The sequence below is a fragment of the Paenibacillus suaedae genome (genome assembly GCF_032337355.1).
Classification (GTDB): domain Bacteria; phylum Bacillota; class Bacilli; order Paenibacillales; family Paenibacillaceae; genus Paenibacillus_B; species Paenibacillus_B suaedae.
The window spans coordinates 64,339-84,733 of record NZ_JAVYAA010000002.1 but is presented as its reverse complement, the minus strand read 5'-3'; the positions used below and the strand labels follow the sequence as shown (position 1 = coordinate 84,733).

Below are 20,395 nucleotides of genomic sequence, written 5' to 3'. Positions count from 1 at the left end.
GGTACCAAACGCATTTTTCTATGGGGGTTCGCTTTGTTCACGATTGCTACTGCTTTTTGCGGTATGTCAGACTCCGGCGCAGTTCTAATCGCGGCTCGCCTTCTGCAAGGTACCGGTGCTGCCATGGCGATGGCGGCATCCACTCCGATCTTGATACGGACATTTCCGCCTAATGAACTTGGGGTCGCACTCGGCATTAACAATATCGCATGGGTGACAGGCTCTCTCATTGGTCCTGTTGCCGGAGGTCTACTAATCGGCGAATTTGGATGGCGTTCCATGTTCTACGGGTCGTTCCGATCGGTATTGTTGGTTTGGTCACCGGTATTCTAATTCTAAAAGATGATAAATCGAGCGAAAAAACGAAGACTGACTGGCTCGGCGTGTTGACGTACGGAACAGGTTTAACCGCACTGCTTATCGCCTTGTCCGTGGCTCAAACTTGGGGGTGGATATCGGAAAAAACGTTCGGACTGTTCGCAGTAGCGCTGTTCCTTTGGATTATCTTCATCTTCATTGAGAAGAAGGTTAAGCATCCATTGTTTCATTTGGGTCTTTTCGCTTATCGGGAATACTCCATAGGACTCGGAATCACAATGAGCTACTGTATCGGTTATTTCGCCGTCACCATTCTGCTCACGCTGTATATGCAAGCTGCATTACACCTCAGTCCGTTAGAGTCGGGGTTGTTATTGATTCCGCTAAAGGCCTAAAGAGTATAGGGGTACAAGTTGGTAATGGATTTCGATTTTTATGACCCTAGCGGTAATATATTAGTGGCTCATAGTAAATCAAATTTCGTAAAGTAGCTCTCTGTCGCCGACACTTAACAATAGATTGAAAAATAAATAGTTCGTATCTTCACCATTGCATGTAAAGCGATCAGATCAGATTCAAAGTAGGTGGGAGCGAAGTGTAACCGAATGTACTCAGGCTATCAAGACGAGATAGGGCATCGCGTCGCAGATGATGCAACGTCTCGTATCCATGATGCATTGTGAGCAAGAGATACAGCAAAAAGCATCCGCAGAACGGATGCTTTTTGCTAATTAAGGATCACACCGTGGTATCGATTCCCGTATTAGAGCGTACGAGAATTTCATCGAATTCGACTTGATTGTCGGCTTTTCCTGTTTTTCTCGACAATATGGTGCCGATATAACCAGCGATGAAGCCGAGCGGAATGGAGACAATACCTGGAGTCGTGAGCGGATACAGTGCGTGTCCAACGAATATCGCCTTTCCAGCTTCAGGATGAAATACGTTCGGACTGACGAGAACGAGCCCCACGGAGGCGATCAGACCAACCATCATGGCCCAGATCGCACCATTCGTATTAAATCGCCTCCAGAAAATCGTATATAAAATAACAGGAAGGTTTGCACTTGCTGCAACGGCAAACGCTAGCGATACGAGAAATGCAACATTAAGATTTTGTGCAAACAAGGCTAGAATAATGGAAATCACAGATATCCCGATGGAAGCATAACGTGCCATATTGACCTGCTGCTTCTCTGTCGCTTGCCCTTTTCTTAAGATTTGATTGTAGAAGTCATGGGAGAAGGCTGCAGCGGCGGTAAGTACAAGTCCTGCTACAACGGCGAGAATGGTCGCGAAGGCGACAGCAGAAATAAATGCAAATAGCATATTGCCACCCAGTGCTTTTGCGAGGAGCGGAGCTGCCATGTTTCCTGCTTTATCCGCAGCGGTAATATCTCCATTTCCAACAAATGCAGCAGCCCCAAAACCTAGGAATATCGTCATCACATAGAAAATACCGATAATCCAAGTTGCGTATACAACCGAGCTGCGAGCTATTTTCGCATTTTTAACCGTAAAGAAGCGGACAAGAATATGGGGAAGGCCTGCGGTTCCAAGTACTAATCCCATCGTTAAGGAGAGTGTATCAAGACCATCTTTATATTTAACACCGGGATTAAGGAATTTCTCTTTGAGTGGCGTTGCATCCTTGACATGATCAAACATGCCTGTGAGGCTCCAGTTGAATTTGTATAGCACAAGAATCGAGATAAGAAGTGTCCCGGCCATAAGCAGAATTGCTTTGACAATCTGTACCCAGCTCGTTGCGTGCATACCGCCAAAAGTGACGTAGACTGTCATAAGAACACCTACGATGATGACGGAGGTTGCAAAATCAATGCCGAGAAGCAGCTTGATCAAAGCTCCTGCACCTACAAGCTGTGCAATCATGTAGAAGATCGATATGGCAATGGTGTTAAACGCAGCGAATCCGCGAATTTTTGTCGTTTTAAAGCGAGCGGCAATCATATCCGCAAACGTATATTTTCCTAAATTTCGTAAAGGTTCTGCGACCAAGAAGAGTACGACTAAGTAAGCAACAAGGAAGCCGATACTGTAGAAAAATCCATCAAATCCTGCTAACGCAATTGACCCCGCAATTCCTAAGAACGAAGCCGCTGACATATAGTCCCCAGCAATCGCCATCCCGTTCTGCCATCCAGTCAAGCCGCCTCCAGCTGTATAGAATTCGCTTGCAGATTTACTCTTTTTCGAAGCCCAATAGGTAATTACAAGTGTCAAGGCAACGATGGCCAAAAACATAATAAATGCAGCAGTATTCATAGTCTACCTCCCTTTCTCAGCAATAATTTGGTCGGAGGCTTTATCAAATTTCGATGCCTTTTTGTAGTAAATCATACAAAATGCCCAGGTCATAACAAATTGCAGAAAGGCAAAGACCCAAGCCCATGTAATACTGCCGTAAAAGGAATAATTCAAGATGTCCGTGTAGGATGTAAGGATCGGCAAGGCGAAATAGAAGCAGAGGAAGAAGATTGTGAAAGGAATTATGAAGGTTTTCTTGGTTCGAATCAGCTTTCTGAAGTGATCTGACTTCGCAATTGATGAGTATTGTTCGGGAGTTAATTCCTGCCTTGTGTGCTCGGCTGTTAACTTTTTACCTGCCATCAGCAATCCCTCTCATTCAATGAGTATACCTGCATCGTACAAAAACGAAGCGCTTACAAAATACTTCGTGCAGTTATTAGTGGCCACCACCTTTAATGTAGATGTGTACAATTTGTGAAAATACAATTCGAAAACATTATACTATAAAATGAAATCTTGTAAAGATATGCCTGATATATAACTTTATTTCAGTCCGTTACGATTTGTAATCGTGAAGAGGTGTCTTCGAAATAGGCTTGTTTACGGAATCTCATGCTGCGTAGTTGGATGTGTAACGTTATATGCACCATGCTGGGGATGTATACCTATGTTTATAATTGAGGGAACTAGATAAGAAATAAACGATCTGTTAAGATTCGAAGCAGAAGGGGGGAAGAGTAATCTATGAATAAGCCATGTACGCAGCATTTCGCAGCATTGAATGAATATGTTGAGCGGATTCGACATCAAATTTCAGCCACAGCAGCGGCTACCTATATTCTTCATGAGCAGAAAGTTGTTAACGAATGGTACTCTGGGACTCATGACAGGGCAAGGCAACGCATTGTAGATGCAGCGTCTCGCTTCAACGTCGCATCAGTGAGAAAAACATATCTAGGGTTCGTGGTCAGCTTAGCATTGTATGAAGGAAAAATCCGCAGCTTGGATGACTCTATCACGGACTACATAGACGACTACATAGACGACTACTTAGATATCACAGATCAACAAATGGCAGCGATGCTGAGCGGAACGACGATACGGCATTTGCTGACTCATACGCATAAACTCCATCATTCGAATCGAAGATTGTTTTCTGCCGGTACAGACTGGGTCTATAACAACATGGGTGTAAACATACTTATTAAGTTGATGGAGAAGCTGTATGAGAAGCCGTTTGTCCACGTAATGGAGGAAAAAGTGTTCCACCCATGCGGATTTACGGAGACAGGATGGAGCAAAAAACGAGATGATAATCTGGTCTGGCTTCATGAAGAATATACGGATGATCAGGGGAATGATGGGAATTTATTTGTAAGTGCACGTGAGTTGGCGAGATGGGGACAGCTTCATTTAGATAGGGGCATGTACCAGGGAACAAGAATCATTCCAGCAGAAGTCTTCGAGCTGGCGACATCCATATGCACCCCACCTCAATTAGAATCGCATCTGCCAAGGAACGGATTTTTCTGGTTTGTTCAGGATGTTCCGCGCGCTGCATCTGAGCTGGGGGATCAGCTTCCGGGAGGTTCGTTTCAATCGCTCGGCATAACTGGCTGCGCTTGCCTTGTCATTCCGAAATATCAAACGGTGGCAGTAAGAATGTACAATCAACAGGGTGGAAATCCTGCAAGTTATGACTATTTAGAGGATATTAAAACGTTTGGCAATATGGTGTGCAATATGATCGAGAAAATGTAGTGAAAACTGTGTTAGAAGGTTAGCATCAACTAGATATACAATAAAGAAGCTCTCGATATTTCGAGAGCTTACTAACCTGATTCTCATTACATCATATGTATGACACAAAATTAGAACTACTGTTTTATGTCACTAAATCTCCCTCGACAATCTTCGTCATATAGAGCTCTGGCTGTGCAAGGAAATCCTCGAAGCTGCATACGTCTCCGTATTCCTGGTGTTCTTCATCATAGTAGCCGACGCATTTCGTCTTTGGATTCCAGACAAGGAGAATCGAAGAATAATTATCAACTTCCGCGGAGAGACGCAGCAATTTCTTCCTGCCTGCCTTCATTTCAATCGTATCTGAAAAAGTGAAGAACTCGATGTAGCCGATTTCGTACTCATTGTCAGGCAAATCGATTCGCAGCTTGTCTCCCAATAGAAAATCAATCAGTCCTTGCGGCAGCTTATAGCTCTTCAATGCCAATCTTTTATTTTCAATGCTATGAAAATCAGCAGGCTCCAGGGACTTCAAATACACAGACATAGCGCTATCTTTATTTTGCACAGCAATCGTATAGGCACGATCACCGCCTTTTTCACATATACACACGTCAGCTCCATGTTCAACTAAGTATTGAACCATCTTCAAATCGCCATTTCGTGCGGCAGTGGTTAAGGGGGTTGCACAATAAGGGAAGACCATATCCGGCTTATTGAAATTGATATCCACTCCATACTGAAGCATGAATTCAATCGTACGCCAATCCCGATCGTTAACGGCTTTACGTAGTGTATAGCCGCCATAATGGGCTGCATCCAAGCCAAGCTCATGGATAAGCGGGAGGTTGTGTTTGTTCCCGTAATAAGCTTGTTGATAGGCATTGGACTTAAGCTGATCCAGGGCATCGACCTTGGCTCCATGCGCCACGATGTATCTTATGATCTCCTCTTCACAATAGCGAACAGCGAGCAGGAAGGACGGTTTTTTCTCATGATTCAAATTCACACCGTGCTCGATAAGCAATTTAATTACCTCGAATTGTCCTGCAATTAAGGCTGCTTCTATTGGGATCACAGTCGTATATTGGCTTATTCTAATCTCTTGTTCCATATCCCAGCCCTGTGCAATGGCATCGCACAGCTCTGAGAGATTGCCTTCATTGATGTGTCTGACAAGATCAGGAGGCGACGTATCGGTTCCAATGTCCTTTAGCTTAAACATCTCAACAACTCCACTCGTGTAGGGATTCTACTTCTTTCGTCATCTTTCCAGTATAGATGGTGGAGAGTGAATTGAACAACAGGCAGAAAGGCTTATGCGCCCACGTTAAACCTCACAGTTGACCGAATACGTGGATGCTATTAATTCTACATAGCTATCATATCCTGTAATCATATAATGCCTTAGACCAAGCCTATTTTTAGGGTCATATTTCTTTACGTTTTCCTGTAGGTATGTAGAATTAGCCACTTCATAAAAACCTAAATGATGAAGTTTTTCTTGATCAGGAACATCAATATGATAACCATTATAATGATTCTCATAGAAAGGTACAGTTACGCATTTAGCTTCTGCCACTAGTGGGAAACAAATTTCAATATTCACACACTTGTCCCAATCCATGCTTTGCGGATTTTTCAATGGTATAGCACCAACTTCAACTTTTACACCATCTGATTCTGTATAAACTACCTTTAGGTTAGTGGTGGATATTTTGAATTCGGGCATTACAGGTTTTAAAGTTAACATATGTTTAAATCCTCGATTATATAAATTCTCAACGATTTCTATCAAAATTCAACTACATTAATTACAGCAGATTACTCCAAAAAGTTCAATCGCTAAAATAGCGGTTGTATCTAAATGTAGATTTTAGTGGATGGGTATGCTACCGTATTTGCAGTACAGACTGGAGGTTTTAGACGATGAAGGATAGACCTAAAAGTATATGGGTTGATATCGTGCTTGTTAAGTTGCCACCTGATGGCTTGAAGGGGCTGATACATCTTAGAGAAGCTTTGCAACTCACCACGAATGCAACACATTTATACCAACAATCTAAGTCATTGCCATATACGCTTATGGAAAAGGTGTATTTTGGAACAGCCGACAACTTAGTTAAACGACTAAAGAACCCAGAGATCCTTCAAATCATCGAAAGGGGTGATAGGGAGGAAGTGATATCCGTTGAAGCCCGAATCCCCGAGGAAGCCAAACAGATTCCAACCTTGCCGAAGCAGCTAGTAGAATTTATTAATCTTGATTTCTGCTTTGATTATATAGGAATGCTCCCAGCATATTACGCAGACATAAATGATTTTAATAAAATACAGGAAGGCTATCGCTTTAACTCTCTCTCAGGGGAATTTCTCGTTTCAGATAAAAACGGCGATTGGCAAGATGGCTGGTATGTTTTCGCGGTGAACACGATGGACGATCCTTTTTATATTGACTTTACTCAAAAAGATCATGGCTTTCCTGTCTACTTTTCATATCACGGAACGGGAAAGTGGGTTCCGATTAAAATTGCAGATACGTTAGAACAATTTGAACAGATTTTGAGAGTACTCAAAAGTAAAGATTTAGAGGTTCCCTTTGAATTAAGTGAACTGTCTTTAGAAATTGATTTGAACAATGAATTTTGGGATGAAGTGAACGGAACGTGCAAAGAACTGGATCAGTAGTAAGGGCATGTATTTACATACATCGAATAAGCAATACGGCGTAGGGAGATCAATTTTAGCGAACGGCAATAATTATATTTTGCGTGGCGACGTTTGTGTTACGCCTTGTTTTGGATGTTTTGGGTGAACGCAAAGAATGCTTGTGAAAAGGGGTACCTAGATGAGTTATTTTACTGAAGCTGATTTTAAAAACTTATGGAAGAGGGAAGGATCAGCGTATTTTACCCTGCCACTGCCATCCGATGAGGAATTAGCAGCGTTGGAGCAACGGCTTGGCGTTAAACTTCCCGCTTCTTACATTGAGTTTGTGTCCACATCTCAAAATGGTGGATTACTTAAACGCAATGGCTTTCCTATTCTTGATGGATCCGGCAATACGATTCGGCATGTAAAAATTGATTATATTAATGCAATCGGTCACCGTCCTGGAGATGAAAGTCTTCCAACGCACTATGCCGGACACAAGGCGCGTGATATGCCCCCGCTCTTCTATGACATTCCAAATCTATTGGAAATTTGCGGCATCTTGGGTGCGCCTTATTATGATTTCTTTGTTTTAAACTATTTGGAGTGTGGGACAAGCGGGGAGCCGTCTGTAGCTTTCATAACTCGAAAAGTTCGACGTGGCAAAAACGGCGAACCTGTCAATGGAAAAGAAGACTGGCGGAATATTAACGAAACATATTATTGGGAATTGACAACCGTTGCCCCTACTTTTGATGCATATATCAAAGACCTTATCGTTATGCCCAAACTGCCCGCCTTTGACTTTGCAGCATTAAAAGCACCATTGAAACAAGCCGCACAAAAATCATTCCGCGAAATAATAAAAGCGCATGGACATGAAGTAATTATCTCTTTTGGCCTGTACGTTGATGATGAAGGCTCTATGGTAGCGGACGCGGCAAATACAAAAACACATTTCGAAAAACTTGTGGCTGAAGATCCCTCAGATAAGGATTATTTTGCTTACGCCACTAACGAATGGCGTTATGAAGGCACAAATTTTACGCTCGATTTGTTCGAGCCGATTTGCAACGAACTTGCCATGTATAGTGCGGCTTTGGGATCAGATGGCAAAATGAAACGTTTCCGCGATAAGTTGCTTGATCTTTGTACGGAGGTATTGGCGGAATTAAAAGCAGAGGATTTCTTCGCCAAAGAATATAATTCACCAGTCTTGCTTAGTGTCGGCGTTTCAAACGGCGATGTTTCTACTGCAAAAAGGAAAAAGATTCGCGCACTTTTGGCATAGTACTTGAAATAGTTCATCGTTTCGCAAAACTATTTAGGTCGTTGGGGCAAAAAGAAATTTTAAACAGTAGAATCAATCAAATTCCGACAAGCTCGAGCAACACGCTCTGGCTTGTTTTTTTGCCAAATCCCGAAAAAGCTTTTATACAAAACAATTCAAAATTACGATGCATATAGTGATCATCGCTTCATCGGAATGAAAGTATATACTTCCTTTTGTAGGTAAAGTACACTTTAAGAAAGGAAGTTCATGGTAGTATAAGGTGAATACGGAGTCAAGGTCTGATTTCTCATGATGGAGGTACCTATGACGGTTAAACGAATCGTTGCCAATATAGCTGCATTGAATCTATCGGAAGCCAAGCGTTTCTACGAGGAAATATTGGGACTTGATCTCATGATGGATCACGGTTGGATTGCTACCTATGGAAATGACGCTCAAATGAGTGTTCAGATTAGTATAGCGTCACAAGGAGGTTCAGACACGCCTGTTCCGGATGTGTCGATTGAAGTGGATGATGTCGATGCTGTCGACGCTGTTCTGGAAAAGATGGAGCTTGCTGGTTTCCCGATTGAATACGGGCCTGCAGATGAGCCTTGGGGAGTGAGACGCTTCTATGTGCGTGATCCTTTCGGTAAGGTTGTGAATATTTTGGCACATACCAGTCGTTCGTAATTGAGATTTCATATGAAAGATTCGCAAGTGCATTCCTACATAAAGCTTCATATAACGATGACATCGGAGAGGATTGAGTTCGAAATGCAGCATGAGATGCGACAAAAATATCATGTGTTAGCCAGAGGCATTATTTTATCAGGGGAATACCTGCTAGTGGCACATTGTATTGGGATGGACAATACGTTCCTGCCTGGTGGACATGTTGAATTTCGGGAAGGAATGCAGGAGTCGCTGTCTCGTGAAATATTCGAAGAGATGGGCCTACAGTGTGAAGTGAAGCAGTATATTGGTGCGGTTGAAGCGGGCTATGAAGACAACAATGTTTATCATCAGGAAATCAATCATTTATTTATAACTGATGTACATGATATCGATCCAACTCGGAATCCCAGATCGATGGAAGCACATTTGGAGTTTTATTGGATTCATGTCAATGAGATGGACGAGCATAATCTGCTTCCGTATCCTGTTCGGGAAGCGGTTACACATTGTAAGAATGGCAATCGAACTCCCTTCTGGGGGAGCGACATTGTATCATCAGGGGAGTGCTGACCAGAATGACAGAGTTAACAATTGATTGTGGCGACATATTGCTGCGGGAGTATCGAATGGAAGATGTGGATGCTATATGTGCATTAACGCAGGAGCCTGCTATTTTGGAATTCTTACCGGATTGGAACGCATCGAAGGAGCAAAGGTTGGATTGGATGGCCAACTACGAGTTGGTAGAAAATAAACAATTTCTGCAGGCGGTTGCAGAAGACGGACACATTGGTGATCTTTGCCTACGCTTAGGAATTGTGCTGAAGGAGACAGGTGCGTTTATAGGATGGTGCGTAACAGGGATGAAGGATGAATTGCCGTCTCCGAATCGGGAAATTGCGTATGCAATCTCTCAAGATTATTCCGGGAAGGGATATATGACGCAGGCGGCGCGAGCGCTTATCACCTATTTGTTCGAGAATACGGATGTAACTGAGCTGAATGCAGTTGCACGCTTGAACAATATTTCTTCAAATAAAGTGATCCAAAAGTGTGGGTTTATTCAGTATAGTGAGATCGATATCGACAAGCAGCCGCATTTGTATTACAAGCTGCGCAAGTCTGAATGGACTGGGAAGCAGAAGTGTGAAGGAATGAATGTTTAGCATCTAAGTATCAGAACAGTCCATATTGCTCAAGGAAGCTATGATTCAATTGTACATACGAATCGGATTAAGTATTAAGCACCATCCGCATGATTTACCTGAATATTTGGCTGCTTGGGAGTATTGGAAGGAACAAATGGCCGGGTATGTAAAAGAAGTTGATCATTAAGAAACAGCGGACTGGGAAAGAAGAATGGCATCCTTATTCAGAAGGCGTTACTGTGAAACTAACTAGTATAGTGAGCCTGGGCATGCTTGTTCATGAAAAGATAGAGAATAACGACAACGAGAATAAATTGGAGGACAACAACATGGAAGCATACAGTTTGCATGAAATGGTCGTACATCATACGAAGCTAGCCATTCAAATTGCTGAAAAGACGGGGCACACGCTGGACTTCAGCAGCGAGAGTATTCATCGGGTGGAAGACATATTGGATAACTACGCGAATGATTATGCGAGTCATGATGATATGGTTAAGCCGCTCGATCGAGAGGTGTGGTCAATAGCGGCGATTTGGGGCATCTATGTAGGAGAGATTATGAGGATTGAACTGGGCGAAGCATGCAGATGGGAAGAGGTTGATGGAGGGTACCTGTTGAATGCTCATGGAGCCCAGGCCAATCCGATAGGGAAGGCATATAAACGCATCGTCAACGGTCCTGAGGATAATATCGTGTCGTTCTATGACATCATTGGGGAGAAAATGCGCGAGCATATCCAAAAAGGACAGGAGATCTAGCAGAGAGGAAAATGATATGGGGTATCACATCCAAGATAAATTGGTAGTGGCTGTAGCGTCGAGTGCGTTGTTTGATTTGACAGAATCAGATGCTGTTTTTCAGGAACATGGTGAAGAAGAATATCGGAAGTATCAGCGTGAGAATGAGAAGCGAGTGCTGAATAAAGGTGTGGCTTTCCCACTTATTAAGAGATTGCTCGGTCTGAACGATGCGGATATCGGTGATCAAGCCGTAGAGGTCGTTCTGTTGTCCCGTAATGATCCGGATACCGGCCTGCGCGTATTCAAATCGATAGAGTATTATGGTCTGCCTATTACACGGGCGGTATTCGTCACGGGAAATGATCCGTTTGTATATATGGATGCTTTTAATGCGTCGCTCTTCTTGTCTGGCAATAAGGATGATGTGAAGCAGGCCGTTGAGTTGGGGTTGCCAGCGGGTTGCGTGTATCCGACTGATTATGTTGATGATGAGGAAGATGAAGAGCTCCGTATTGCCTTTGATTTCGACGGTATTATTGCAGATGATTCGGCAGAGGCTGTATATGAAAAGGGAGCAATTGAGCTGTTTCACCAGCATGAGCGGTTGAAGGCGGGAGAGCCGCTCCCTGCCGGGCCATTGTTGCGTTTCTTTCTCGAAATTTCCAAGCTGCAGCGGAGAGAGATCAATCGTAGAATTGAGAATCCAAATTATCGACCGAAAATAAGAGTAGCTATCGCGACGGCACGGAATGCGCCTGCGCATGAACGGGTGATTTCCACTCTACGAAAGCTGGATATTCGGATTGATGAAGCATTTTTCTTAGGCGGAGTTGAGAAGGAGCGGGTACTGAAAATCTTTAAACCACACATCTTCTTTGATGACCAGGTTGGGCATATAGAAGGAGTTGCGAGAATCGCACCTTCCGTCCACGTCCCGTTCGGAGTAAGAAATGTTGAGGCAGTAGGCGAGACACGACAGAGCAGAGAACTTGCATCGATCCTCTTAACAGAAGGGGCTGAGATGTAGTGAGTCAGAACCGCGTAATAAAACATACTCACCTTGGAGTCTATGGTGTGATGATGAGAAATAATGAAATCCTGCTGATCAAAAAAGCAAGAGGCCCGCATACCGGTAAATGGGATCTTCCGGGTGGAAGAATTGAGTTTGGAGAAGAGCCCTATGCAGCGCTGCTACGGGAAATTGAAGAGGAAACAGGAATCGCGAATTGTTCGGGAACGATACGAACCGCTCTCTCCTACACCCTGATTTATCCCTATGCTGAGGATACGTTAGAAGAGCTCCACCACATTGGCATCATTTACAATGTAGACATACCTAATGATCATGAATTGAGAGTGGGCGGAGATGGGGAGGATTCACTTGGTGCTTGTTGGATTGCCATTGAAGATTTGCCCAAGTGTAAAGTTACTCCTTTTCTATCCTTATTGTTCGAGCTTGATGCTGTCATTTGAATGAAAAATACGAACGTTCGTTCTTTTGTTTTGTGAGAAAATGTGGTATAGTTAAAATCTGAGATAGGAAGAAAAGAGGACTTCGTGAGAGTTCTATCCCTTAGATCCGTTTTTGAATAGCTGCATAACTAAACGTACTGCAACCCACCTTTCGATATTCGCTAGATGTGGGTTGTTTTGCATCCTATTATTAGAAGAGGAATAAGTGGAACATCATACGAGGTGACAATAATGGAGAATACGATCATCAAGCAAGATTACTTAGCTCAGGAATATCTGATTTGCCAGGCGACATCTGAGCATTTTGAGGCAATGCTGAACATATTTCTAGAGACGGCTGAGTGGCTCCACAGCAAGGGAATAAGACAATGGGGACATTTTCTTGACGGATACGGCAGAGATGATATTACAGCGAGCATTGACAGTGGATCTGCCTATGTTGTATTGCAAGGAGATACTGTGATTGGCACGGTTTGTGTGCTCATGGAACCAGAAGAGTGGGATCTCCATATTTGGCCTGATACCGACCTAGGAGATTCTGTAATGATTCATCGCTTGGCCGTGTCACGAGACTATGCTGGGGCGGGGATAGGCAAGCATATCGTAGCGTGGGTAGAGAATGGCTTGCAATTTCTTTCTGGCAAGAAGTATATCCGGCTGGATTGCGTTGGTGATAATGAGAAGTTGAATGCGTATTACGTGACACAAGGCTTTGAGAAGGTAGGGAGTACAGACGGTCATAGCAAATACCAAAAGGAAATTGGAGTTGTCGTTCCATAATCGTTGTATAAATGCTATATATTGAAGGGAGATGCGGGCATGGAGGCAATACTTGTTGATAAAGGGTCGATGATGGCAGTAGGTGTTTCTTTACAAGCGATCTTGCCAATTGAACGGGAAGAAAGAAATATCCCGAAGCTTCACGATGCATTCGAAAGTCGGATAAGTGAAATCGAACACCGAATGAATAATGATTCGATTGGTATCTTTATCGATCCACCCAATTATGATTACAGAACGGATCCCTTCACATGGATGGCTGCTTTAGAAGTATCTTCATTAGAAAACATCCCCGAAGGAATGAGTTCGATTACCCTTCCTGCCAGCACTTATGTTCGAGCTGCCTATCAAGGACAACCTCATGAAGCTTATCGAGTCTATGACTTTTTATATAACTGGATTAAGCAATCAACCTATGAACTTGCTGATTCATACGGCATTGAAATTCGAAGAGTATCTGTCGAAGGCGATCAAGGAGAAGAAATTATCGAGTTGATGCTGCCTGTAAAATCAAAATCGTAAAGAGCGTGGGGATGAACGCCGTTTGGAATAGCAAAAATCAAATCTTAGATGTCAGTAAGGTAAATCGGATATACAAATTTTCATTTTTATCGATTTCTCAAATTTATGAACTAACAAAATCAGCTGGGGTCGAATCGGTACAAACTATGGCGAGCGAGTCTCAAAGTGAGACTGTATTTCACCTTTCAAAAGGTATGGAAAGCATATCGCCTGAATGGTCGTCCGATTTATACGCAGTAAGTTATGATTATGACACATAATACAACTGGATCCTATTTTATCTGAATGTCATTTAACTAACTTGAGGGGATCGATGTACTATGATTCGTGTATTGGCTGTGACGGATAAGTTAGAATTGAGAAGGGATATTACCTTAGAGGAGCTTAAGCAGATACAAGCAAAGTGGTACTGGGTCGACTTCAATGAACCTTCGCCTGAAGAAGCGTTGCTCCTGGAGCAGTATTTTCATTTCCACCCGCTGGCAGTTGAAGATTGCTTGCATCATTTGCTGCAGCGGCCGAAAGTTGATCATTATGAAAACACTCATTTTTTTGTTCTGCACTCACTCCACCCTCATACATTTGCGGCGGAAGAAGTGGATTTGTTTTGGGGAGACAATTTTATTGTAACGTTTCATTTGAATCCGTCACAGGAAATCGACGACGCATGGAATCGCATTGCGGAGAATCAGCAGTTGTTCGAAGCTGGCCATGTGTATGCGGCTCATTTGGTTATTGATAAGTTAGTCGATCAATATTTCCCTGCGGCCTATCAGCTTGAAGATCAATTGTCTGACATTGAATCCAAAGAGGGGAAAGACTCTATCCAAAGCGTGATGAACGACATATTTGAAATCAGATCCAAGCTGTTAAAACTGCGAAAAACGATCTTGCCGATGCGGGAATTGATGTACCGAATCATTAATTCCGAGCGCATCGAAGGCGTAAAGACCAACATGCTCTACTTCACAGATATTTATGACCATTTGCTGAAGCTCTCCGAAATGATTGAATCGAACCGTGAGATGACTGCTGATATGAGAGACAGCTATATGTCCTTAAACTCCAATCGAATGAATACGATCATGAAGACATTGACTGTCATAACGACCATTTTTATGCCACTAACTTTCATAGTTGGAATATACGGTATGAACTTTGATAACATGCCTGAGCTTCATTGGAAATGGGGTTATTTTATCGTTTTGGGAATTCTCGTTGGCGGCGGCATTGGAATGTACGCATGGTTCAAAAGAAAAGGCTGGTTTGATTAAGGCCCTAATTATTGTTGGGGAAATAAGAAATATAGACAAGCAACGACAAGATTTTCTGATGAATATGCTTGAACAGAGGTTAGTCTAACTCCCGATGTAAGATTGTCCATAATGTTAGCAATAAATTGCAGCCCATGAGCGGGTTCGGCTAGAGATTTTTTTCTATTGTTTCTCGTTGATTTTGATTCGTTGTGGATTTGTGAGTAGAATGATTTTTCTGAACGTTCAAGGAGGGGTAATCCGATGGAACCTTCTCCTTGGTATTCAAAATAGAAGAGCTACATGGGGGAAGTATGAAGGATGGACACGATAATGAACTTAGCAAGCTCTTCCGATTGGGAGCAAGTGCGTGAATTGCTGGCTCTATGCATGTATCCTAATGAGGAGAAGATTAATAGACAGGCTGAGATGTATCAGAGCGATGAATCTCTGCAATTGTACGGAATGATGGTTCAAGAGGAGTTGGTTGGACTCATAGGAATTAGCAAACACTCGTACGGAGAAGCCGTATTGCAGCATATTGCGGTTAAACAAAATCATAGAGGCCAAGGTATCGGCCGCTCGATGATCAATGAATTTATGAAGAGCAATAATATCACTAGACTTGAAGCAGAAACGGATAATGATGCAGTCGGCTTTTACCGGGGAGTAGGCTTCGAGATTACAAGTCTTGGAGAGAAGTATCCAGGCGTAGAGCGATTTTTGTGTATTTTGAAGCGCCTGAAATAGCAGCATTGAGGAGAGGAGGTAGGATACGGTTTCATTTTCAGCAAATGATTCAAGAGCAGGCGAATGAAATTGCGTATAACTAGAATTATCCGGAGATATATTCCTTCTGCCGAATAATGCAAAACAGGAAGCAGTTGATACCGCAATCTGCTCCCTGTTTGTTTCAACCCGTTAGTTTCATATATGCTTTGTTTTAGTTGTTTTGTTTATGGATGTGTTCTCTTCCGAAATATACATCTCTATTTTATTGGGCCTAGCCTAATTCCTTAATTCGCCTGATTCCTTGCACGATCCGCTCCTTCAGACTCTCCTGCAGAGAGTAAATGACCGGTGCAGAAGGGATGTCGAATTTCAGATGGGAGTGAGGAATTTCCGTGAGTATGGTGCCGATTGCGTTGCCTTGCTTGTCATGGATTACGTTCCAAAATATTCTTGATCTGTTGTCTTCCGTCCCCCATTTCTCAAGGGAGTTGCGAAAAATCAAGCGTTCCGCGATAACGAAGTCATTTTCTTCGAGCTTCTCCACAGTACTGAAACCGGCATCTTCCAGCTGTTTGAATATGAACGGCATAAGCTGATCCAAATAAAGACCGTAAGCTGCATCTTCGATTTCATCAAAAGCAGCCGTCAATTGTTCATGCATGGATTCGTACAATGATCTCCATTCGGACTCGATAAAACGGTTTGCCGTCTTACTAATTTCTTCGATCGTCATGTCTTGCCGGAAAACCAGAAATTCTTTCTTCACCAACAATCGCCTCCTTCACTTTAATGCAATTCTATTGTATTACATGCAAGCCAATTCAAAGGTTAAGCAAAAAACAAGAAGGAATATCAACCATTATTATTGAAAACCTTATAACTATGTTTAATCTTGAATGCTTGTTATGAGGAGAGGTGAAGCGTCGAGGATGCGTCCCAAAAAAATGGCGGCGAGATTCATGATTAGCGCCAGTACCATAAGGAATTACGAGGCTAAAGGCCTTATACCTCCAGCTGAACGATCATCGAATGGCTACCGTATTTATACAGACCAGCACGCAGCCTATTTGTCGTGTATTCAAGCGATGGCCCCGGCATTCGGAATGGAAGTAACGACCGAGGTGGTTCGTTGTCTCCGTCAAGGCAAGCCGCAAGATGCAATGTGGATCATTAGGGACACAGAAATCGTTTTATATGAGGAAAAAGAGAAATTAGAGAGGTTAATCCAGGATATTCGTATACAAGCTGAACGAAATAGTTCTCCTTATGACGAAGAGCCGTTCACCATCAACGAAGCATCCGAACTGACACAGGTACCTAAATCGGCGATCCGCTACTGGGAGCAAGCAGGATATGTAACGGCGGATAGGAACCCTGACAACTGTTATCGCCGATATAGTAGATCCCATTTGCTAAAAATCAGGTTGATTCAAGTGCTGCAAAGCTCCGTGTATTCAGAAGATACTGTGAATTTTAAGCAATCCCTCGCGTTGGTCAAACATACGGATCTTCAGGGGCTCATCAATGTGGCTGCGAATGTTAGGACTTATTTAGATAAAATGATCGAGTCCCAGATGTGCGGGGTATCTTATTTTTACCAATTGATGCAGTTTACAAGGACGAGGTCTACGACAGGGAACATTCAACCAGGCTCGAAGAATGGAATTGAGGAATAGATCATGGCCTCGGGAAAAGCATGTGGACACGATTCAAAGCGATGATTATCTTCATCTGATTATAGACACGATGAGTAACCGGAAGGTTGGTTATGTAATTGTGGCTGGATGTGAAGGAGCATAACGTACGTGTGAAGCATATCTACGCAGCTGCGGGATTTCGAGTAGGGATGTTAAGAGAGTGTATTCGAACGGCGCATTCCTATGAGACCTTGATTATCATGGGAATGCTGAAGCGAGAGTGTCGCCCGCAGGATGGTGAATTCTACCGTTTGAAGCTTTGAATTACTCGTCTATCGAATGTATAATAATGGAATACACAATTTTTATCCACAACCCAGCCTTAGAGAATATTAATCTGATGTGCGGGGTTCTTTTTATTTCAATTTCAAGCAAACAGAAAGGTGATAGATAAGATGCAGAAGCAGACGGGGATACAACTGGCTGTGGAGCAATTCGACAGGAAAGATACTAAAGGACTCATTGCTTTGTCCGCTTCGATTGGGTGGGATTATGATGAACAGGATATTCAGACGATTATGTCATCTGGCACGGTATGGGGACATCGCAATGAGCAAGGCGACATTATTTCAAGTGCTGCTATTCTTACCTACAAGCCTGGATTGTCTACCATTGGCATGGTTATCGTTGATCAACGCTATAGAGGGCTGGGCTTAGGGAGGGCGGTTGTTCAAGCTTGTATGGACGCTGTTGATAACAGCGATACCATAATGCTGATTGCAACGGAAGAAGGCCGACCTTTGTATGAAGGCATGGGGTATCATATCGTGTCGTACGTCAATAAGCTTGTATGTTCTAGCTACAACACATTATCTAATCGGAGTGATTCTGTCTCTGAAATGCGTACCATGCCGCTAGGGTTGGAACACTTCCCTGGGATTCGTGAACTGGATCAGTTGGCCGTTGGAGCAGACAGAGAGACATTCCTATCTGCTCGCTGGAAACAGGCGAAGCAGGGGGTAGTTGTACTGGATAACAAAGGTACTCTGATCGGGTATGGATTTGCCGTTCAAGGCCCGAAGTATCTCGTTCTTGGACCAGTGGTAGCTGTACAGCAGGAAGCGGCATCAGCCATGATTCATTACTTGGCCGAAGGTAACCGGGGCAAGCTGCTTCGTATTGATGTGCCAGAGGAACAACCTGAATTTATCGAGCTTTTGAGACAGGCTGGTTTTGAGAGAGAGACTCATCCTCCGGTGATGATTAAGAATGCACAACAGCTGCCGGCAAGAAATCGTACACTATACGGGATTGCAGCGCAAATATTTGGATAACGGGTGGAACTAGGTCAGAAGTGTCTTGCCCATACGCGTGCAGCTGGTCAACGACAATGTAAACTGAGGTGAAATGAATATGGAGTGGTCTGCTCTTATTATTTCGTTTTTCTTCTTAGCTACACTCGTATGAATTGAAATTAACACCAAGAAGAAGCTTGATAATGATAAGAAGATAATGAAACAGCTTCAGGATATCTTGGATGAATTAAAGAACATGAAGAATTGAAGGAGGAAGCAAGATGATATCAACATTTCCTAGATTAGAAACGGACAGAATGATTCTACGGCAGCTCAGGTCGGAGGATGCGCCCAATCTATTCGAGAACTTCTCAACGGACGAAGTAACGCAGTATTATAACTTGGATAATTTCGTGGCGATTGAACAAGCCGAACAATTAATAGAGAGATGGAATCAACGATTTGAGGAAGGACAGAGCATTCGCTGGGGAATTGCACTTCGATCGGAGGATAGAATCATTGGGACTTGCGGCTATCACAACTGGCGGAGAGCAGATTGCAAAGCCGAGATCGGATACGAATTGAATCCAAGCCATTGGAGTAAGGGCCTGATGACGGAAGCATTGAACCGCATAGTCGCATTTGGATTTGAGGAGATGCAATTAAATCGAATCGAAGCCTATGTGTTTGAGACAAATACGGCTTCCCAAAAACTGCTTGAGAAGTCCGGATTCCACCAAGAAGGATTGCTGCAGGAGTGCTATCGCAAAAATGACAGTTTTATAGATGCTATTCTATTTGCCAAGCTTCAAAAGGATCATGCAGAAAACATATAAAAGATGAAGTGATACTGTACACCCCTCACTCGCATGTAGTACACGAATCAGTTACGCGGAGAAGCGAGAACAATGAAGCTAGTGTGTACAATTAGGTTAGGTAGGTGTTGCATGAAGAAAATAATATCGATTGTGGTTGTTGTCTTGCTTTTGTCCTTTGTGTTTTTCGTCTATACGGAAATGGAAGGATTACCTTGGAAACATGCTGAAGTAAAGCGGAAGGCAATCGATTATATGAAACAAAAGTACAATATGGATGTTGCAGCGGAAGGAAGTTCTTATAATTTTAAATTTAAAGTATATACAGCGAAAGTATATAACGTGAAGGATTCGAACAAAGCGATTATTCGTGTGGACGATGATAGTGACTTCGACGCCGAGGGCAACTATGTTGGGAAGCGATTGCAAGACGATTATACCCTTGTGTATTGGTCTGAATCTATTCGCGATGGACTGCAAGTAAAGCATCCTGATCTGTTCAAGCTTCAAGATATTGAGTCGATTCAGATTGAATACGCATATTACACATTATCACTTACCGAAGGGCTTAGCGGTGATCAGGATCAGAACGGGGTGCACATTCCGGTAAAGCCCAAGGATGTTCCTGAATTGTTTATTCGATTGAAGTCTGTCGATATAGGCGACCATGTGTTGGAGCAATTGCGTGAGGTAATCAATGATATGGTGAGAACCTCTCAACCAATGGGTGTCTTCGTTAGGGCAGCTGAGACGAAAGGGACTCAAAAAAATGAAATCTCAAAGACCGAAATGCTTCATCTAGAGCACGATCAACTCAAGCCTATCCAATCTATTGAGGATTTGAAGAAGAACATAAAGCTCTTGTAAGGGAGCGCCGAGCTGTCTCAACTGTCATTACGCTAATGACATGAGGCAGCTCTTTTTTTGTTGCAGTAGGACTGGGCTGTACGCGAGTCATAGTGAAGCGGACGTCGACATACGTTAACAATGACATTTCTAGGTCGGATTCACGATAACGAAGCGAATCGAATTCAATGAAATATAGGTGTTTGTGGGAAAGGA

At 43.0% G+C, this 20,395-nt stretch carries 25 protein-coding genes; 20 read left to right on the top strand and 5 right to left on the bottom strand.

All coding sequences use genetic code 11. The features are described 5' to 3' along the window. The first annotated feature begins 33 nt into the window (after nucleotides 1–33). Together RQP50_RS08460 and RQP50_RS08455 are read left to right on the top strand one after the other, a co-directional pair. A complete protein-coding gene (locus RQP50_RS08460) occupies nucleotides 34–333 on the top strand; it encodes an MFS transporter (protein WP_315744767.1) in 300 nt (99 codons plus the stop codon). Beyond that, nucleotides 270–713, top strand: coding sequence for an MFS transporter (locus RQP50_RS08455; RefSeq protein WP_315744766.1), 444 nt, complete (start codon nucleotides 270–272; stop codon nucleotides 711–713). The genes RQP50_RS08460 and RQP50_RS08455 overlap by 64 nt, the downstream gene beginning before the upstream one ends. A 343-nt stretch (nucleotides 714–1,056) precedes the next feature. On the opposite strand, the gene RQP50_RS08450 is transcribed toward RQP50_RS08455, so the two are convergent. Together RQP50_RS08450 and RQP50_RS08445 are read right to left on the bottom strand one after the other, a co-directional pair. Further along, on the bottom strand, nucleotides 1,057–2,604 hold the full coding sequence (locus RQP50_RS08450; RefSeq protein WP_315744765.1) for a solute symporter family protein: 1,548 nt from the start codon (nucleotides 2,602–2,604) through the stop codon (nucleotides 1,057–1,059). A 3-nt stretch (nucleotides 2,605–2,607) separates the two neighbouring features. Continuing rightward, on the bottom strand, nucleotides 2,608–2,949 hold the full coding sequence (locus RQP50_RS08445) for a DUF485 domain-containing protein (RefSeq protein ID WP_315744763.1): 342 nt from the start codon (nucleotides 2,947–2,949) through the stop codon (nucleotides 2,608–2,610). A gap of 384 nt (nucleotides 2,950–3,333) precedes the next feature. Between RQP50_RS08445 and RQP50_RS08440 the strand changes: the two genes are divergently transcribed. Next, nucleotides 3,334–4,350, top strand: coding sequence for a serine hydrolase domain-containing protein (locus RQP50_RS08440; protein ID WP_315744761.1), 1,017 nt, complete (start codon nucleotides 3,334–3,336; stop codon nucleotides 4,348–4,350). 124 nt (nucleotides 4,351–4,474) lie between these two features. On the opposite strand, the gene RQP50_RS08435 is transcribed toward RQP50_RS08440, so the two are convergent. Both RQP50_RS08435 and RQP50_RS08430 read right to left on the bottom strand, forming a co-directional pair. Beyond that, the gene (locus RQP50_RS08435) at nucleotides 4,475–5,557 is read right to left on the bottom strand and encodes an ankyrin repeat domain-containing protein (RefSeq protein WP_315744759.1); all 1,083 of its coding nucleotides are present in this window, start codon (nucleotides 5,555–5,557) and stop codon (nucleotides 4,475–4,477) included. Nucleotides 5,558–5,662: 105 nt separating this feature from the next. After that, entirely contained in the window at nucleotides 5,663–6,085 is a 423-nt protein-coding gene (locus RQP50_RS08430; protein WP_315744757.1) for a hypothetical protein, read from the bottom strand. Between the two features lie 176 nt (nucleotides 6,086–6,261). Here RQP50_RS08430 and RQP50_RS08425 point away from each other — a divergent pair, with 176 nt between their 5' ends. The 12 genes from RQP50_RS08425 to RQP50_RS08370 all read left to right on the top strand — a co-directional run bounded on the left by RQP50_RS08425 (nucleotide 6,262) and on the right by RQP50_RS08370 (nucleotide 15,604). Further along, nucleotides 6,262–7,020: an SMI1/KNR4 family protein gene (locus RQP50_RS08425; RefSeq protein ID WP_315744755.1), complete on the top strand. Its 759-nt coding sequence runs from the start codon at nucleotides 6,262–6,264 to the stop codon at nucleotides 7,018–7,020. Nucleotides 7,021–7,180: 160 nt separating this feature from the next. Next, nucleotides 7,181–8,275 carry a DUF4303 domain-containing protein gene (locus RQP50_RS08420; protein ID WP_072731116.1) on the top strand — a complete coding sequence of 365 codons (1,095 nt, stop codon included), beginning with the start codon at nucleotides 7,181–7,183 and terminating at the stop codon, nucleotides 8,273–8,275. A gap of 306 nt (nucleotides 8,276–8,581) precedes the next feature. Then, on the top strand, nucleotides 8,582–8,950 hold the full coding sequence (locus RQP50_RS08415; protein WP_072731117.1) for a VOC family protein: 369 nt from the start codon (nucleotides 8,582–8,584) through the stop codon (nucleotides 8,948–8,950). A gap of 57 nt (nucleotides 8,951–9,007) precedes the next feature. Then, nucleotides 9,008–9,505, top strand: coding sequence for an NUDIX domain-containing protein (locus tag RQP50_RS08410; RefSeq protein ID WP_227775052.1), 498 nt, complete (start codon nucleotides 9,008–9,010; stop codon nucleotides 9,503–9,505). A gap of 5 nt (nucleotides 9,506–9,510) precedes the next feature. After that, on the top strand, nucleotides 9,511–10,101 hold the full coding sequence (locus RQP50_RS08405; protein ID WP_072731132.1) for a GNAT family N-acetyltransferase: 591 nt from the start codon (nucleotides 9,511–9,513) through the stop codon (nucleotides 10,099–10,101). A 311-nt stretch (nucleotides 10,102–10,412) separates the two neighbouring features. Beyond that, complete coding sequence (locus RQP50_RS08400; protein ID WP_315744750.1) at nucleotides 10,413–10,844, top strand: hypothetical protein; 432 nt, start codon at nucleotides 10,413–10,415, stop codon at nucleotides 10,842–10,844. Between the two features lie 16 nt (nucleotides 10,845–10,860). Continuing rightward, the gene (locus RQP50_RS08395) at nucleotides 10,861–11,853 is read left to right on the top strand and encodes a 5'-nucleotidase (protein ID WP_083545318.1); all 993 of its coding nucleotides are present in this window, start codon (nucleotides 10,861–10,863) and stop codon (nucleotides 11,851–11,853) included. Next, entirely contained in the window at nucleotides 11,853–12,299 is a 447-nt protein-coding gene (locus RQP50_RS08390) for an NUDIX hydrolase (protein ID WP_227775054.1), read from the top strand. Before RQP50_RS08395 ends, RQP50_RS08390 begins: the two co-directional genes overlap by 1 nt. Nucleotides 12,300–12,530: 231 nt before the next feature. Further along, on the top strand, nucleotides 12,531–13,079 hold the full coding sequence (locus tag RQP50_RS08385; protein WP_072731140.1) for a GNAT family N-acetyltransferase: 549 nt from the start codon (nucleotides 12,531–12,533) through the stop codon (nucleotides 13,077–13,079). 39 nt (nucleotides 13,080–13,118) lie between these two features. Then, entirely contained in the window at nucleotides 13,119–13,601 is a 483-nt protein-coding gene (locus RQP50_RS08380) for a GyrI-like domain-containing protein (RefSeq protein WP_072731142.1), read from the top strand. Between the two features lie 320 nt (nucleotides 13,602–13,921). Beyond that, nucleotides 13,922–14,875 (top strand): magnesium/cobalt transporter CorA, encoded by a 954-nt coding sequence (gene corA / locus RQP50_RS08375; RefSeq protein WP_072731150.1) that lies wholly within the window; start codon nucleotides 13,922–13,924, stop codon nucleotides 14,873–14,875. 312 nt (nucleotides 14,876–15,187) lie between these two features. Beyond that, entirely contained in the window at nucleotides 15,188–15,604 is a 417-nt protein-coding gene (locus RQP50_RS08370) for a GNAT family N-acetyltransferase (RefSeq protein ID WP_072731288.1), read from the top strand. Nucleotides 15,605–15,857: 253 nt separating this feature from the next. Here RQP50_RS08370 and RQP50_RS08365 read toward each other — a convergent pair whose 3' ends face one another. Beyond that, a complete protein-coding gene (locus RQP50_RS08365) occupies nucleotides 15,858–16,352 on the bottom strand; it encodes a DUF6022 family protein (protein WP_315744741.1) in 495 nt (164 codons plus the stop codon). Nucleotides 16,353–16,515: 163 nt separating this feature from the next. On the opposite strand from RQP50_RS08365, the gene RQP50_RS08360 reads away from it, so the two are divergent. The 5 genes from RQP50_RS08360 to RQP50_RS08340 all read left to right on the top strand — a co-directional run bounded on the left by RQP50_RS08360 (nucleotide 16,516) and on the right by RQP50_RS08340 (nucleotide 20,200). Continuing rightward, on the top strand, nucleotides 16,516–17,262 hold the full coding sequence (locus RQP50_RS08360; protein ID WP_315744739.1) for a MerR family DNA-binding transcriptional regulator: 747 nt from the start codon (nucleotides 16,516–16,518) through the stop codon (nucleotides 17,260–17,262). Nucleotides 17,263–17,393: 131 nt separating this feature from the next. Continuing rightward, nucleotides 17,394–17,546 (top strand): hypothetical protein, encoded by a 153-nt coding sequence (locus tag RQP50_RS08355; RefSeq protein ID WP_315744737.1) that lies wholly within the window; start codon nucleotides 17,394–17,396, stop codon nucleotides 17,544–17,546. 132 nt (nucleotides 17,547–17,678) lie between these two features. Then, nucleotides 17,679–18,557: a GNAT family N-acetyltransferase gene (locus tag RQP50_RS08350; RefSeq protein ID WP_072731153.1), complete on the top strand. Its 879-nt coding sequence runs from the start codon at nucleotides 17,679–17,681 to the stop codon at nucleotides 18,555–18,557. 242 nt (nucleotides 18,558–18,799) lie between these two features. Then, on the top strand, nucleotides 18,800–19,354 hold the full coding sequence (locus tag RQP50_RS08345) for a GNAT family N-acetyltransferase (protein WP_315744734.1): 555 nt from the start codon (nucleotides 18,800–18,802) through the stop codon (nucleotides 19,352–19,354). Nucleotides 19,355–19,465: 111 nt separating this feature from the next. Continuing rightward, entirely contained in the window at nucleotides 19,466–20,200 is a 735-nt protein-coding gene (locus tag RQP50_RS08340; RefSeq protein ID WP_315744732.1) for a YfjL-like protein, read from the top strand. The last annotated feature ends 195 nt before the right edge of the window (nucleotides 20,201–20,395 follow it).